Below are 15,709 nucleotides of genomic sequence, written 5' to 3' on the forward strand. Positions count from 1 at the left end.
TGCTCTCGTTATCCAATTTTGATCAGGCCACCATCGATGACCGTCAGCGCGTCACCCTTGAGAGTGATCTGCGGGGCTTTGAGGGAAATTCCGGTAGGGCTGATGCTGATCTCGCTGCCGCCGACCTTGATGACCACCTTTTCGTTGGACTCGATCAAGCAGGCCTTGGCCGCACTGATGGTGCTGCCTGCCGTGCGGCTTTTGATCCGGTGCTGGCCATCGAACTCCTGGATGCAGTCGCCTTTTGCCGTGAAGCGATAGCTCCCCTGCCCCAGGTCCAGCTGGTCATCACCTTCCTTGATCTGTGTGCTTCGTCCTGTGCCGACTGTGATCTGTGCGGCATTGCCGAACTCGGCCAGCAGGTCATGACGGGTTTTGAGCGAGAGGTCCTTTTCCGAGTGCAGCTCGATCAGTTCCGCATCTTTTCGATCATCGAAAACCAGGCGATGGCCGTGACGGGTATCCCCGCCAGGTTCGCTGCGCGTGGTGATACCGCTGCTGAGCTTCTGCGCAGGCAGCGGCACTGGCCAGCTGTCGCGTTCGTTGTACAGCGAGCCCGTCACCACTGGGCTGTTGGGGTTGCCCTGGATGAAGCTCACCAACACTTCGGTGCCCACCCGGGGCAGGCAGAACGCGCCAAATCCTGGCCCTGACCAGCCCTGGGCCACACGGATCCAGCAGGACGCCGAGTCACTTTGACGCTGCGCTTCATCCCAGTGAAAACGCACTTTGACGCGGCCATGTTCATCGACATTGACCGCCTCGGACGCAGGCCCCACCACCGTTGCCATCATCACGCCAGGAATGACCGGAACCGGGGTTTTCCAGTGAGGGCGTAGCTTGAGGCCTTTCGCCTGCAGGCCAAGCCTTGCCGGCTGGGCCTTGCCGTTCGCAGACCAGTTGTCGATGAACATGTCCATCGAAACCACGCAGTACTCGCCGTCGTGCGCAGGATTTCTGCTCAGGCTGACCCGCTCTCCCACACTCATCCAGAATGCCAGGGCGTCGGCATGCAGAATGTCCCTCGACTCGGCCTCTTCGGTGCGCACTTTGGTTTCGCTGTCCGCCCGACGCTTCCATTGCTCACCGTTGGGGTCCAGCACTGGCAGTGCCGCGCTGTCTATCCAGCCATGCACCGGCTCGACCACCCCTGGCGGTGCTGGCGACCATTGGCTGGCAACCACCGCGCGAAGACTGTTGACCTCCACATCGCTCCACGTCTCTTGCCAGACCAACGCGGGGCCCTTGGCGCGTTCACACCCTCCGGTATGGTCAATCAAAACCAGGTGGTGGGCATCCTGGGTATGCCGGAAGAAATAGTGAATGCCCGCACGCTCGAGCAGACGCGATATGAAATCGAAGTCGGTTTCCTGGTACTGCAACCAGAACGGTTGCTCGGGATACTCGCCGATCAACTGCGTCGTCTGAGCGGACAACCCATACTCGGCCAGAATCGCCCCCACCAGATCGACCACGTTGATGTTCTGGAAAACACGCAGATTGCGACGTTCTCGGGTCACCGCCAAGTGCGGAACCACGCTGAGCTGCCACCGGTACTCCTCGCACTGACTGACGCTGCTGATATAGCCGTGAATGAAGCGGTCGACTCCTGCTGATGCGATCCGACAACTCAGCAGGGTCCCCAGCGCTTCGATGACCGGCTCATCGGGATGTGCGCGTATTGTCATCGTGTACTCGAACAACGAGGACAGTGCTTCGCGCCCCTCGACCTGATGGATTTCCCAACGTGCGTGCGCGGGTGAACTGAGGCTCAGTTTGGTGAGGATCATGTCACTAGCTCCCAGGGTAGTTTGATGCGCCGCTCGACCTGCCCTTCACCGAGACAAGCGCATAGGCCCAACCGGCGCTTGCCCAGCACGGCAGGCAACGGCATCGGTTCATGGATGATGATTTCGATATCGAAGCCAAGATCGGCGCCGACGAAGTACTGCAGGCACCGATGCAGCTGCGCCAACGAAGCGCGCCCTGGCATGAACGACTGTGCCTGGAGGGAACCCACCGGACCGATCGAGAGGGTGAAGCGGCTTTGCGGCTCCCAACGCACTCGCCCCAGCATCGGCGCATGGCCCAGGGGCAATGTCATTTGCCCCAGCGGGGACAACGTGTACTCGCTGGCTGGCTGCCAACTGCCGGTAAACGGGCGAATCACCACCGGCACGTCGAAAACCTGTTGTATCCAGCACTCGAGCACCGTGAGCGAGCGAACCGGCTGCGCCAGCAGTGACGCGTAGCGGTACGACAGCAATGTCTCGTCACGAGGGTTGTTCAATACACCGCTCAACGCTCGGCTGGCAGTACTCAGTGGTACTTCGTCACGCAGCTCTGCACGCGCATAGCACCGGCTTTTCTCCCAGACAAGAAAACGCAGCACCTGCAAGCGATGCGTGAACAAATCCAGGAATGCCTTGGCCGCACGCTCGCCACGGGTGTAGTAGCGATCGATCAGCCATTGGGTGTATGCCGTCGGCAGTGCCCCCAGCGCTCCCACCAGGCCACGCTGCCACACGGTGATGCGCCAGCGGCCCTCCACGTGCTGCGCATCACTCACTTGCGTGGGCGAGGCTTCCAGCGAGAGCGGAGAAACCATCTCCAGCGAGTCTTGCAGCAGCTCGCTCTTGTCGCCTGGACGCTCGGCGGCGATGCGGTGCAGCAGTTGGCGGACATATTGATAAAAATGCCGATTGGCAGCCGATAGCCTTACAGCCACGAAAGCCTCCCCGCACGAATCGGCCACTGTTGGCGGGATTGATCGACCCCTTCGATACAGGTGGTCAGGCGCGAAAAGCCATTGACCGGGGCATACAGCCCCAGCAGACGGTCGAGAAAGCAGCAGAACAACGTGTAATAGCCAAAGGTCCGGGCCTGGGTGGCGAAGCTGACCGTTATACACAGCCCGCGCGCCGTGGAATGGGGGTCGCTGGCGATCAGGCGCTCGTGTATCGAGGTCATCTTGAGGTCGCGCACAAGCTCGATCGCCAGGCGAAACCGCGGACAATGGCTCAGGTTGTACAGCGACAAGCTGTGCTTGAGGTACTGGCAGCCCTCTTTATCGCTGAGCAGCAGATGATTGAGGGTCAGCTGCGAAATCAGCCGCCAGACCGAGGCCGTTCCCTGTGGCGGATACACAGGTGCCGAGGGGCGCGTCAGGGCATTGATAGTCATTCCCGGCAGCTCGGCCGGTGTCACGAAGTCTCCCTCAGGGTGCCCATTGGCCATCTCCGTGGGCAATGCACCATTGGTGCAGAGGATTTCCAGCATCGCAACGCCCGAAGGCTCGGGGGACGGCGAAGGGCGGCGGTCGGAAAAGGCGATGAACGTGCCAATGCCAGCGCCGTCCTTTCGCAATTGTTCGCGCTGCACGAGCTGCCAGTGCAGTCCCTGCCCGGCATCGGCGTGATAGCCCTCCAGGCCCAACAGTGGCGAAAGGGTTGTCGTGAACGCTTCATCGCCTTTGACCTGGCGCAGCCTGACCGACTCCATGGCCCAGAACACCACGCTCTTCTGGTTTTTCATATCCGGGATCACCGGATGTTCGTCGACCTGCGACTGCAAGGTGATCGGCTCTGCGCGGCACGAGAACAAATTGAGCGCCGGCGCGCAGTTGATCTGGAAATTGGCCGCGCCCACCAAAGGCGCAACAGCCGCCAAGGCAGGCGCCATCCAATTGCGTCGGAACGTTATTTCCCATTCCACGGGCTGTGGCCCGACAAGGGTTGCCTCCTGCGGCAACGGCAGATCCAGGAAATGAAAACGTTGCGCGAACTGCACGAAGTCCAGCATCAAGCTATGGGTCGGCGCAGTCCGCGCCTGCTGGTGCAACAACAGCTCGTCTTGCTCGAACCCCACGTGGCGAAGGTGCTGCACCGGCACATCGAAGCATTGGCCAGCATGGCGCACCGTGATGTTCTGAACCTGTGTGCACAACTGGGCCAGCAGGGTATGGACAAGTTCTTCGCTGCCCTGCAGCCAGATGCGCAGGTGTTTTTCGCAGATGACACTTCCTGGCCAGGTCTGCACTGACAGACGCAATTGCCACGTATCATCCAGGTGCGATTGCGCAAGACGCGCGTCATCGACCCGGGCCGGCCAGATCCGGAGGGGGTAATGGGTCAGGAACCGACAGGTCTGCCCATCGATAGGATTGCTTTGGAGTTCGAACCCTGCCGGGATGTGCCGAACCTGGGTCATGCCTCCTTGCTGGGCGTCCGGTTGGAACTGCACGATGCAGCACGAAGGAAAAGACCTGAGCAGTTGTGGCGCAAGGTTTTGCATCACACCGTTGGCGATCTCCGGTACGTCCTCGTCCAGCCGTTGGTGCAGTTGCGCGGTCAACAGCGCAAACGACTCCATCAGCCGCGCGGTATGCGGATCGTCGAAGTTGCCTTTTGACATACCCAATGCCTGGGCGACACCCGGAAACCGTCGGGAAAAATACTTTCCCTGTTGCGCGAGCAACTGAAGCTCCTGGCGGAAATAGGACATCAAGTTACGCATAGGGTCTCTTCGTCTAAGGACGGATAGCCGCACTGTCGAGGGCATCGTTCCAGACGATGGAAAAAGAAATGTCTTCATCGCCGACATCGGCGACGAACAAATAGGTCATGCCCGCAGGGCACTGCTGTTGGTCGATCAGTCGCACCTGCTGCATACGGGGCTCGAAGGCCATGATCGCCTGCAGCAAACGCTGCCCGATTTCTTCCTGCTTCTGGGCGATGGGCAAGGCATCGATATGCTCCAACTGGATGCCATAGTGCAGGATGGTGCCTTCGCCACCTTGCCCGACAGGTGCTGCGGCCTTGGACTGCAGCACCATTTCCAGCTCACTGAGCAATTGATGTAGCCATGCCTTTTCGTCAGACGACGCGTCGTGTTCGGTCAAACGAGACAGCAAGGACACATCAGCTTCCCTCAGCTTGGTCGTGCATCAGCCCTGACGAACGCCTTTTTCCCAGGTGATGTCCTTCTTCTGTGTGCCATTGGCGTATTGCGTCTGGATGGCCTGGAAATCGAGCACGAAGCCGGCGACGTATTCACCCGAGGCTTCATCGGTGTCCAAGCTCAGGTCCTGCACGATGACATTGGTAAGGGTGATCTGAGTAAGTGGCTTGGCGCTCTTGTCGTTGCGGTCCGACACAGCGGCGATGACCACTTCCTTGATGGCTTCTTTCTTGTTGATGAAATGATCATGAATATCACCGGCCATGTTGTCGGACAGTGACAGTTGGATTGGAATATCGAAATACTCCGGCGCTTCATTCACGGTCAGCGCCTTGCCATCGGCGGTACGCTGCATGCGACGAACCATATGCAGCGAAGGGAAATTTCGAGCCGTTGCCCACGTACTGAAATCGCCTTTGTTCATACCGCCAATCCCGTCAAGGTACACGGCGACTGTTTTACTCATCGTACTGCTCCAGTGGTTGGTTGATTAAGATGCCGAGGCAGGAAGCTCTGCCACCAGGCGAAGCGAGAGCGTGAGCCCTTCCAATTGGTAATGCGGCTTCAGGTAGGCCACCGCGCGGTACACACCGGGAGCGCCTGCGACTTCCGACACCTCTACCCGTGCTTCACGCAATGGCCGGCGCGCCTTGAATTCTGCCGATGCCGAATCGGACGCCAGCACGTACTGGTCGATCCAGGCCTGCAGGTAGTCCTGGCATTGTTCGCGAGACATGAAACTGCCCACTTTGTCGCGCACGATGACCTTCAGGTAATGGGCGAAGCGGGACGTCGTCAGGATGTAGGGCAACTGGCTGGACAGGCGTGCATTGGCATTGGCATGGTCCGACAGGTACTTGCGCGGCTTGTTGACCGAGGAAACTGCGAAGAACGCGGCGAAGTCGGTGTTCTTGCAGTAGATCAGGGGAATGAAGCCCAGGTCGGCGAGCTCCTTCTCCCGGCGATCGGAAATGGCCACTTCCGTTGGGCATTGAAGCAAGCGTTCGCCGCTTTGTGCGGTGTAGGTATGGGCCGGCAGGGAGCGCACCAGACCACCGCCTTCGACGCCGCGAATGTTGGCGCACCAGCCGTATTCCTCGAACGCCTCGACCAGCCGACCGGCCAACTCGTAGGCTGCGTTGACCCACAGGTAGCTTTCATCCGGACTGTCCTGCAGATGGCGCTCTTCGAACTGGAAAGTTTCGGCCGTCACCGTTTTGCTGCCATAGGGCAAACGACCGATGACACGCGGCAAGGTCAGGCCGACATAGCGCGCATCGTCCGTCTGGCGGAAGCTGTTCCAGCGCGCGTAGTCGGTGGTGTCGAACAGCTTGCCCAAGTCGCGGGGTTGAGCGATATCCCGGTAGCTGTTCATCGCGAACATGCCTGGCGCCGCGGCGCTGAAGAACGGCGCATGGGCGGCAGCCGCGACATGCGAGATCTGCTCGAGCAACTGGATGTCTTCTGCGGTGTTGTCGAAGGCAAAGTCCCCGACGAAAGCGGAGAATGGCGTTCCGCCGTAGGTGCCGTATTCGCTTTCGTAGACAGCCTTGAACAAGACGGATTGATCGAAATCCGACGCCGACTTGAAATCCTTCAGCAGTTCGCGCTTGGTGCAGTTCAACATGCGCACCCGCACGTTTTCCGTCACGCCGGTATGAACCAGCTTGTGCAGCCCCGACCAGGTGGACTCTCGCTGCCTGAACTCCGGTGCCTGCATGATCAGGCTGACCTGTTCGGAAAGCAGCTGATCGATCTGGGCGATACGCGCCTCAAGGCTTGCCACCAGATCACTGGAAAGCATGACCGAGCCCGCCTCGAGCTCCTGGAAGAAATGCGTCAATTGCGTACGCAACTTGCCACGATCGGACTCGCGGCGAATGGCATTGGTGGAATCGATGATCTCGTCGAGCAATTGCGTGGCGACAGGTTGAGCGAGCTGTTCTTGATGGGCAACCTGCGTCATGCCGTTTCCCCATCGTCGCTTGGCTGCACCTCGGAACGCACCCCTTGCTCCAAGGCGGCGCCAAGACGCTCTTTCAGCTGGATGTTACTGGCGGCGCGATTGCGCAGCTCGCTCAGCTCATTGCGCATTTGCAACAGCGCCTTGAGCTCCGGAACGTTCTGCACGACCTGGTCGGGCGTGAAGTCCTCCATGGCCGAGAACGTCAACGCCAGCGCCATGACCCCCTCCCTACCGGGCAATACGCTGTCCACTGTCACTTGCGCGGACGGTCGCAGGCTGGCCATCACTTCATTGAAGTTGTCTTTATCGATATGAAGGAAGCTGCGCTCGCGAAGATCGCGGTCTTCTTCTGCAAATTCACCTACCGCACCAATCACCAGCGGCAACTCTTTGCTTTGTTCAGCGCCCCCTGTTTCCACGTCGTAGGTAATTTGCACGCGTGGCACGCGCACCTTGCCGATCTTCGATTGTGTTCCGGACATAACTACGCTTGATTCTCAACCATGAACGATACTGGTCTGCCCGCTATGTCGCCGTTCACTGTGCGGCCATTAAACAGGCAGGCGCTTCGAATGCGCTTGGGTGTGATCACTCCAATGCATTCACCGCCGGTGATCATCGTTAGATTGTCGGGCTCGAAGTAGACGGTTAATCAACAAAACCTGTAAGGAAACACCGATACAAGAGGAAGCGCGATCACTGCGCGGTGCAGCCATCGCACTGCGTGGTCGCGCCCACTCTGCATCAAATCGACAGGGCGAAACGGCGTCAGGCCGCTATAGCACCTGCGTATCGAAGATCAGCGTCACCGCACCGTTATAGGTGCTAGAAGAGCGAGCAGCATCACAGCCAATCGCCCCCCCTTGGGCGAACACCACATCAACACGCCCTTCTGGTGATCGTGCTTTGGCAACGGGCTGTTCAGTCTTTGGACGCCAGTTCCTGACGTTGCCCTCCTTCGAGCAATTCGAAGCGATATTCACGCCCTGGCTGCTCGGGAAACTTGCGCGTCACGCCGGGCAGCAGGTGATGTTTGGTGCCTGCGACGCACTCTGTGCCGTTGCGAACGCAATGCCGGAAGTTGTCCAGCACCACCGTGCTGTTGCCCTGGTTGGCCACCACGAAGTCCGCGCCTTCCCGGCGCATCGGCGTGCGAAAGTGCGCGCCTTGCGGGCGAACGAACAGCAAGGTGCCATAGCCTGCCAGCAGTTGAACGCCAGCTTTGAGGGTGTCGCTGTACTGTTTAGCCTCGGCCTCGCTGATGGCGAACCCATCGTTCTTCTCCGGCAACACAGGCACGAAGCGCAAGCGGAAGTAGCGTTCCTTGTCACGCTCGCCGCGATACAACAGACGCACCGCCTGCATGCCGCGCGCAGGCACGATCAGCCGCGCGGGGCTGGCGATCACGCCGCGCTGCTCAAGCGGCAGTTGCTCGAGGTCCACTTCCTTCGGAACACCGTCTCCCCCATAGACCAGTTCGGCGACGCTGACCTTGACGAAGGCCGTGGCATCCCCCCCGTTGTAGATACGTTTGAGCAAGGTGCTCTTGTCGTCGTCCAGGTAGTCATAGAGCCCACCGACGTTAAGCTCTGGGCCTGCCTTGGCCACCAGGGGTGCCAACAGCAGCGCCAGGCACAGCGATTTGAACCCACGCATTTTCAACCTCCGCTTTCGTAACCACATCCTTGGCCTGCGGCCCCGAGGCCGCAGGCCGCTTCTCATGAATCACCCATAGCCGTGTTGCCGCGATCGGCCAGGCTGCTGGTGCGACACACCTGGTCACCTGCCAGCAGCACATCCCCTTCACGCTTCAGGCTGCTCACCGGCAGGCTGAGCAGGCAACTCACCGCACCGGCCTGACGAATCTCCAAGGTCGGCGTGGAATGGCTCATCTCCACGGAGAAAAACCCATCGGCTTCGCTGACACCGCGGCTGGCATGGTTGATGACATGCGCGCCACGCATGGGCTGGCCTTTCTCGTCGAGCAACCTGCCAAGCACGGTGACGGTGCGCATCACATGCAACTGGCGGTACGCCACGCCCCCGCGATTGAGGTGATAGTCGAGGCTCGACGGTTGAATGACTGCAGCCGGGGCATCGTCGCCGTCGAAGTCGAACTGCACGTGACCTGACTTGAACGCCGTGACCGGAATGATGTTGCGACCTGGGCGCAAGGTGGCGCTGCTGCCCTGCTGGTCATCGGCGCGCAATTTCAGACCATCGAGATCGGAATCCACATCCACGATCAAGCCCGCTTCGTGTGTCAGGTACTGGCCGCTCATGGCCATCTTGCCGCCCCCAAAGGCGGCAACGCTCTGCAGGTTCAGGCCGGCGCTGAGCTTGTTGTTGATCGTCGAGGTCTGCGCGTATGCATCCCCGTACAGGCTGTCACTCTGCAGCTGGGCATTGCCGCCAAAACCGCTGCCATAGCGATCGACCGTGGTACTGACGCCCAGGCTCTGCAGCGGACCGGCGTCCACATCCTGCTGATAGGACACCGACGCGTGCTGATCGCTGCGCCCATCACGCGAGGTGCGGCTGCCCAGGCTGGCGGCGATGCGCTTGCCAGGGCCACCCAGGTTCATGCTCAGGGTCAGGTTGACGCCACGACTGCGTGCATCGCCGCTGCTGGCGGTACCGGGCCGGTCGAACACCGAAAGACGCCAGTTGGCGTCAGAGCCCAACATCTTGCCGTAGAACGCCCAGCCCAGGTCGATGCCCGTGCCACTGGCCGACCCAGAGCTGTGAGACAGGCGCAAGGTCGCACTGCTGCGCTGGGTGACCCGATGGCTGAGTGACAGACTCGACTGGCTGCGTTGCTCCTGCCGCGACGCCTCACCCCGGTAGATGCGAGCGGTCTCGACCCAAGATTGACTGTGGCTGAGCACCATCGATCCCTGGGGGTAGGACTGGATGAGCTGCATGTCATAGCCGGTGCCACGATCTTCGGTGTAATTGACGTTCCCATAGAGTTTCAGCCGCTCCAGGACATCCCAGTCCAGCGAGGTACCGTACTGCAGCGCCTCGTCCACACGCTGTGCGGACAAACCCAATACCGCGCGCGGATGCAACAGGTAGTTGCTCATCACACCGGCCCCGAAGCTGTCTTGGCGCTCATGGCCCCAATTGTTCAACAGGCTGGTCTGTTGCCCCAGGTAGGCGTTGTAGCGCCAGCGGCTTTCCGGGTTGCGCCAGTTGGAAGGCTTGTAGATGAAAGCTTCGGTACGCGAGGTCTCCTGGCCGTCCTCCAGCAGGCGCACTTCGACCTCATAGATGCCACCGGGCAATACGCGGGTGTCGAGGGTCTGCAGGCCCGGTTGTACCGGCTGGCTGTTGATCAGCACGCCATTGCGGTAGATCTCGACGATCCCCTGGCGGTTGGGCGTGACATAGATCGGTGTGGAACTGGGCTGGCCGTTGTCGATCAGCAGGCTGTCGCTGCTGCCGAACATCAACCCGAGCGTGGTATCAGGGGTGTCGCCCAGCAATGTGGGTTGGCGGGTCAAGCCCTGGGCGCCTGGCGTGAAGTAACCCAGGCGGAAAAAATTCTGTTCGAGCAGGCGCTCGGCATACAGCTGGTCCATGCGATAGCGGGTGCCCTCCTGGCTCTGGCTGACGCGGTCGGCCTGGGCGTCGGCGACCGTGGTCCAGTTGCCCAGGCTGCCCTGGCCCTGGAAGGCCACGCGGCCCGTGGTGTCCTCACCATCATGGACAAGGTTGAGTTGGTTGCGCACGAGCAAGCCCATGCTGCCGCCTTCAGGCATCGAGTGATAACGCAGTTGATGCGCGTTGCTTTCGACATTGGCCGTGACCAAGGAAAGCTGGGAGTTGGCCAAGCTGTAATGGATCGCCTGCAACCCATCAGGGCAGTTGCGGGTGCAGTCGCCGAGCAGGCGCCCGGCCTGCAGCCGCTCCTGCCATTGACGCCGCACCACAGGCGATTCGCGGCTTTCCTGAGTGTCGGTGAATTCGAGCAGTTGCACGCGCTCGTCGCGAGTCAGGATGACCATGGCGTCGCCCAGGTATCGCCCATCCAGTTCGACGCGAACCGCCAGCGGCACGTCGAAAAAATGCGCCTCGAACTCACGCGGCAACCCGTCGAACTGGCGCACCACCTTAGGTGGCACCTGAGGTTCGGCCCACGCCTGCAAAGGCATCAGGCATGTGCTGCAGACCAGCCAACCGCGTAGATAACGGTGAAGTGCAATGAAGTGGAACATGACTCTTTCCGCAGGCAAAGCCTACCCCCTGCCGCCCGAAGGATATCGAGCAGCGGAGGGAGGCAATGAAGAGGGAGTGCGGTGTGCCGCAGAGAGGGATCAGGCGCCGCCTGGGGCTTCGCTTTCGAACATCATGTTGACCATGCCCTGGTAGGAGCCTGGCTTGTAACCACCGGTTGGCTTCACCGCGCTGACGACGAAATCCATGGTGGTGCCGGCAGCGGCCTGCTCTTTGGTCAGCAGCGGAACAGGCGTAAGGCCCAGCGCCTTGCCAGCCAGGGTGACACTGAGATCGAACTTGTCGATGCCGCTGACGACCTCTGGCTGGTTGAGCAGGAAGGCCGTCACCGGACCGATGGTGCTCTTGGCCTGGAACTGACGACGAATATCGCTGAAGTCTTCACGCTGTGGGTTCCAGGTGAGCGCTTGCGGATCATCCATCCAGTTGCCGACTGGCTCGACAAAGAACTTCTCGGTCGGCACCTGGGCCACGACCTGGATCTGCTTCTCGATCGTCTCAGCGGCCGTTACCGAACCTGCGGCCAGTGCCAGAAAAGGGATAGCCAGAAAACGCGCTTTCATTCCATTCATCTCCTTGAAAAATCTGAAATGTCATCTCGGCAGTTCGCCGCTGACGGAGTGAATTATCAACAAGCGCTGTACGTGTATATGCAGGACCGCTCCGAGCGTATTGTAGAAATTTCATACGTGGCGCTCAGCCTTGAAAACCGCGGGCTGGGAGCCTCGCCAATTGCTGCTCCAGCTGCACCATAACCCGGCGCAGCGCCTGGACATCGCGCTGCAGGCGCGCGACATCCACCGGTTGCGTGGCACAACTGCGCTCGAGCTGTTCGCACCGCTCATACAGTCGATCAGCCCGGGCGATCCTGGCGCCACCCTTGACGCGATGAGCCAGCTCCGACAACGCGGATGCATCGTTGCCCACAGCTTCCAGGCGCTGCAGATCCTCGCGATTGCTGCTGCGCAGATCGCCCAGCAAAGCCTTGAGCGCGGCCTGGTCCCGGTTGACCAGGCGCTGCAGGTGTTCGAGGTCGAGCATGGGTTGCTCGGCGCCCTGCTGGCGCATGCCATCGGCCAACGCCCGTTGCAGGCTATCCAGGCCGAGCGGCTTGAACAGGCAATCATCCATGCCCACCGCCCGGCACCGTCGTCGCTCCCGCGCCATGGCGCTGGCCGTCAGGCCGATCAAGCGACAGCGCGACCGGCCGCTGCGACGCTCGTGTTCGCGTATGGCCCGCGCCAAGGCGTAGCCATTGAGCTGCGGCATGTTGCAGTCGCTGATCACCACGTCGAAGTGTTCCTTGAGCCACAGGCGCAGCGCCTGCGAGCCATCCTCTGCGACCCGGGCATGGTGACCGAGAAAGTCCAGTTGCTGGGCTAGCAACAGGCGATTGGCCGGATAGTCATCGACCACCAGCACCCGCAAACGCTGTTCACCCGCCTGGGCCGGCGGCGCACTTGCGGGCAGGGCCTGCTCGCGCTCAGGTGCCAGCGCCAGGTCAAGGTTCAGCTCCACACGTGTCCCCTGCCCCAGAACGCTGTGCAATGTGAGATCGCCCCCCATCATCTGGCAGAGGCTGCGGCTGATGCCCAGGCCGAGGCCTGCGCTGCAGCGGGCCGATTGCCGCTGATTGCTGGCCTGGCGGAAGGGCTGGCCGAGCGCGTCCAGTTCGGCAGCATCGATGCCGATGCCGGTGTCCTCCACATGCAGCTCGACCAGCAGCCTCATCGCTTGCTGTCGTGCCCACACCCGCACCCGTACATGGCCTTGCGGGGTGAACTTGACCGCATTGCTCAACAGGTTCGCCAGCACTTGCTTGAACCGCAGTGGGTCGAGCATCACTTGCGCATCGACCGGACCATGCATGTCCAGCAGCAACTCCAGATCCTTGCCTTTGGCCTGCTGCTGAAAGAGCTGCACGACCCGGGCGACCTGTTCATCCAGACGAACCCGCTCGACCACCAGTTGCAGGTGCCCGGACTCGATGCGCGTGATATCGAGTATGTCGCCTATCAGCTCCAGCAGACCGCGTGCCGCATCGCTGGCAACCTCGATGGCCAGCCGATCGAGCACCCCTTGGGCGGCCTTGCGCTGGGCCAGTTCGAGCATGCCCTGCACCGCATGCAACGGCGTGCGGATTTCATGGCTCATGGTGGCCAGAAAGTGGGTCTTGGCCTGATTGGCCTGCTCGGCGTCCTGCTTGGCACCCCGCAGTTGCAAGTGCAGGCGCCGCAGGTACCGGACCCACAGCAACGCCATGGCCAGCAGTACGACGATCACGGCAAAGCCTGCCACCACCTTGGCCCGGTAACGGGGCCAGTTGCCGTCGGCCACGATCATCGGGTTGCGCCAGCGACGCACCAGCGCGTCGATTTCCTGCGGGGCCAGGCTGAACATGGCCTTGTTGATGATGCCTTGCAGCTCTGTCGCCCCGCGAAGGCTCGCCAAGGCGAAATGCACTGGCGGCAGTGCCAGGCTGGCGCCGATCTTCAAGCGCCCCGGGTACCAGCGAATGATCAGGGGCCGGGCATCGTCGAGGGTAAGCACCGCAGCGGCGGCCTTGCCTTTGGCCACCGCATGCAGGGCCTCCAAAGGGGTGGCGACGCTCAGCGGACGCAGCCTTGGATAGTGTTGGCGCAGCTCATCCTGTACCGCGCTGCCCTGGATCAACGCCAATCGCTGCCCCTGCAGCTGGGCAAGCGCTGTCGGCGCCTGAGGCTCGTCGCGCGTCACCAATACCCGCGGCGCACTCAGGTAGGCGCGACTGAAGCTCAAATGCCGACGGCGCCCAGGGCTATCGGGCAAGCCAGCGATCATCTGCGCCTGCCCTTGGCGCAGTTGATCGATCATGCGCTCGATGGTGCCGCCGGGGCGAACATCGAACTGCAAGCCGGTGCGACGCTCGATCAACCGTAGGATGTCCAGGCTCATGCCACGCCAGTTGCCATTGGCGTCGTGATAGCTCAACGGCACCAGATGCTCGTCGGCCAGAACCGTCACGCGTGGGTTGTCACGCAGCCAGAGCTGCTCGGCAACGCTCAACTGCAGGGGTTCGGGATGATGGCTGTCGATCAGCGTGGGCCGCCAGCGCTTGCTCACTTCCAGGCGCTGGGACACCGAGAGGCTGTCCAAGGCGGTATCGACCAGGTCCGCCAAGGGGCTGCCGTCCTCGGCCATGGCAAAGCCGAGCATCTGCTCAGGCAGGTTGGCACGCCCAATCTCCTCGAAACCACCCGACGGGTTGCGGCCCAACACATAACGCACACCCAGCGCACTGCCCAGATACAAGTCGGCCTGATCGAGCGCCAGCGCGGCCAAGGCGCTCGCTGGCGATGGATAGGTGTGCAATTGGGTCTGGGGCATGGCCTGCTCCACCTGATCCGGTTCCCGATAGCCATCGACCATCGCCAACCGCACAGGCTGCCTGGCGTCCAGGGGCGCACGCAGGGTCGGCGCCAGCAAGGTGGGGGCATCATTGACATAGGGCCGAGACAACCGCAGCCCCCACGCCCTGGCCTGCTCCATCGTCATCGAACCGAGCAGGTCGATATCCCCCTCGCGCAAGCCCTTGACCGCACTGTCGAGCGAGGAGAACACCTCGACCTTCACCTGTAGCCGCAACTGGGCGGCCAGCAGGCTGGCGTAATCGGCGGTGATACCTTCGAAAGACAAGCCTGTGCCGAGGATTTCGAACGGAGGGTTCTCTCGATCGATCACACCCAGGCGCAGGGTACGACGTTCCCACAACCAACGAAGCTGTCGATTGTCCAGGTCCGGCCGCGCACCTTCGGCAAAGGGATGCGTGTTGAGCTGTGGAGCACCATGGGCGACGGTGACGGCGATGCAATACAGCAACGCCGCCAGTAAAAGACGTAAGGGCACGGAGGAATGTTCTAGATGAGCTGGTTGCGGCGAGCGAGGTCGGCTAGCTCGATCAGCGAGCTCACCCTGAGTTTTTCCAGCAGGCGTGTCTTGTAGGTACTGACCGTTTTGTTGCTGATCAGCATCAATTCGCCAATGGCCTTGTTGCTCATGCCACGCGCCAGGTACTGGAAAATGATCACTTCACGATCGCTGAGCGCGGCGATGCGTTGGGCTTCGGTGGTGATCATGTCCTTGTGGTTGACGGAGCTGTACGACACATCCGGGAAATAGCTGTAACCGGAACGCAGGGCCAGCACAGCCTTGCTCAGCTCATCGAGATTGTCGCTCTTGGACAGAAACCCCGAAGCCCCTGCCCGCATGCACCGCAACGAAAAATAATCGGCCAGGTGCGAGGTGAGCACCAGGACCTTCGGTGGCTGTGGCATTTCCCGAATCCGGAGCAGAACCTGCAGGCCGTCCATGTCGGGCAGCACAAGATCCAGCACCACCAGATCCGGCACATGCTCGCGCACCAGGCGCACGGCATCGACGCCGTTGTCCGCCTGGCCGACCACCTCGAGCCTGTCCTGGCGAAGCTGCATGCTCACGCTGGAACGGATGAAGGGGTGGTCGTCCACGATCACAACTTTCATGGAGTGTCATCCTTTACAAATCAGC

General features: G+C 61.2%; 12 protein-coding genes. All 12 read right to left on the reverse strand.

What is annotated here, in order from left to right; genetic code table 11:
• Positions 1-8: 8 nt before the first annotated feature.
• The gene (locus ACNFCH_RS12955; RefSeq protein WP_416742938.1) at positions 9-1,790 is read right to left on the reverse strand and encodes a type VI secretion system Vgr family protein; all 1,782 of its coding nucleotides are present in this window, start codon (positions 1,788-1,790) and stop codon (positions 9-11) included.
• Entirely contained in the window at positions 1,787-2,728 is a 942-nt protein-coding gene (tssG, locus tag ACNFCH_RS12960) for a type VI secretion system baseplate subunit TssG (protein WP_416742939.1), read from the reverse strand. The genes ACNFCH_RS12955 and tssG overlap by 4 nt, the downstream gene beginning before the upstream one ends.
• Positions 2,719-4,602 carry a type VI secretion system baseplate subunit TssF gene (gene tssF, locus ACNFCH_RS12965; protein WP_416742940.1) on the reverse strand — a complete coding sequence of 628 codons (1,884 nt, stop codon included), beginning with the start codon at positions 4,600-4,602 and terminating at the stop codon, positions 2,719-2,721. The genes tssG and tssF overlap by 10 nt, the downstream gene beginning before the upstream one ends.
• Positions 4,529-4,918, reverse strand: coding sequence for a hypothetical protein (locus tag ACNFCH_RS12970; RefSeq protein WP_337157498.1), 390 nt, complete (start codon positions 4,916-4,918; stop codon positions 4,529-4,531). Before ACNFCH_RS12970 ends, tssF begins: the two co-directional genes overlap by 74 nt.
• A gap of 27 nt (positions 4,919-4,945) precedes the next feature.
• Positions 4,946-5,425: a hypothetical protein gene (locus ACNFCH_RS12975; protein ID WP_337157497.1), complete on the reverse strand. Its 480-nt coding sequence runs from the start codon at positions 5,423-5,425 to the stop codon at positions 4,946-4,948.
• A gap of 24 nt (positions 5,426-5,449) precedes the next feature.
• Positions 5,450-6,925: a type VI secretion system contractile sheath large subunit gene (gene tssC / locus ACNFCH_RS12980; protein WP_416742941.1), complete on the reverse strand. Its 1,476-nt coding sequence runs from the start codon at positions 6,923-6,925 to the stop codon at positions 5,450-5,452.
• Complete coding sequence (gene tssB, locus ACNFCH_RS12985) at positions 6,922-7,407, reverse strand: type VI secretion system contractile sheath small subunit (RefSeq protein WP_337157495.1); 486 nt, start codon at positions 7,405-7,407, stop codon at positions 6,922-6,924. The genes tssC and tssB overlap by 4 nt, the downstream gene beginning before the upstream one ends.
• 439 nt (positions 7,408-7,846) lie before the next feature.
• Positions 7,847-8,581: a molecular chaperone gene (locus tag ACNFCH_RS12990; RefSeq protein WP_337157494.1), complete on the reverse strand. Its 735-nt coding sequence runs from the start codon at positions 8,579-8,581 to the stop codon at positions 7,847-7,849.
• A 62-nt stretch (positions 8,582-8,643) separates the two neighbouring features.
• Positions 8,644-11,145: a TcfC E-set like domain-containing protein gene (locus ACNFCH_RS12995; protein ID WP_416742942.1), complete on the reverse strand. Its 2,502-nt coding sequence runs from the start codon at positions 11,143-11,145 to the stop codon at positions 8,644-8,646.
• A 99-nt stretch (positions 11,146-11,244) separates the two neighbouring features.
• A complete protein-coding gene (locus ACNFCH_RS13000; RefSeq protein ID WP_337157492.1) occupies positions 11,245-11,727 on the reverse strand; it encodes a CS1 type fimbrial major subunit in 483 nt (160 codons plus the stop codon).
• A gap of 133 nt (positions 11,728-11,860) precedes the next feature.
• The gene (locus ACNFCH_RS13005; protein WP_337157491.1) at positions 11,861-15,049 is read right to left on the reverse strand and encodes a transporter substrate-binding domain-containing protein; all 3,189 of its coding nucleotides are present in this window, start codon (positions 15,047-15,049) and stop codon (positions 11,861-11,863) included.
• A gap of 11 nt (positions 15,050-15,060) precedes the next feature.
• Complete coding sequence (locus tag ACNFCH_RS13010; RefSeq protein ID WP_337157490.1) at positions 15,061-15,684, reverse strand: response regulator transcription factor; 624 nt, start codon at positions 15,682-15,684, stop codon at positions 15,061-15,063.
• Positions 15,685-15,709: the final 25 nt, after the last annotated feature.

The organism is Pseudomonas sp. NY15354 (assembly GCF_048068075.1).
Classification (GTDB): Bacteria; Pseudomonadota; Gammaproteobacteria; order Pseudomonadales; family Pseudomonadaceae; genus Aquipseudomonas; species Aquipseudomonas guariconensis_C.

What these genes read in the sequence shown, in the direction of transcription:
- ACNFCH_RS12955 (WP_416742938.1), bottom strand. Translation starts at nt 1,790, where the DNA reads ATGATCCTCACCAAACTGAGCCTCAGTTCACCCGCGCACGCACGTTGG.
- tssF (WP_416742940.1), bottom strand. Translation starts at nt 4,602, where the DNA reads ATGTCGGCGATGAAGACATTTCTTTTTCCATCGTCTGGAACGATGCCC.
- ACNFCH_RS12975 (WP_337157497.1), bottom strand. Translation starts at nt 5,425, where the DNA reads ATGAGTAAAACAGTCGCCGTGTACCTTGACGGGATTGGCGGTATGAAC.
- tssC (WP_416742941.1), bottom strand. Translation starts at nt 6,925, where the DNA reads ATGACGCAGGTTGCCCATCAAGAACAGCTCGCTCAACCTGTCGCCACG.
- tssB (WP_337157495.1), bottom strand. Translation starts at nt 7,407, where the DNA reads ATGTCCGGAACACAATCGAAGATCGGCAAGGTGCGCGTGCCACGCGTG.
- ACNFCH_RS12990 (WP_337157494.1), bottom strand. Translation starts at nt 8,581, where the DNA reads ATGCGTGGGTTCAAATCGCTGTGCCTGGCGCTGCTGTTGGCACCCCTG.
- ACNFCH_RS12995 (WP_416742942.1), bottom strand. Translation starts at nt 11,145, where the DNA reads ATGTTCCACTTCATTGCACTTCACCGTTATCTACGCGGTTGGCTGGTC.
- ACNFCH_RS13000 (WP_337157492.1), bottom strand. Translation starts at nt 11,727, where the DNA reads ATGAAAGCGCGTTTTCTGGCTATCCCTTTTCTGGCACTGGCCGCAGGT.
- ACNFCH_RS13010 (WP_337157490.1), bottom strand. Translation starts at nt 15,684, where the DNA reads ATGAAAGTTGTGATCGTGGACGACCACCCCTTCATCCGTTCCAGCGTG.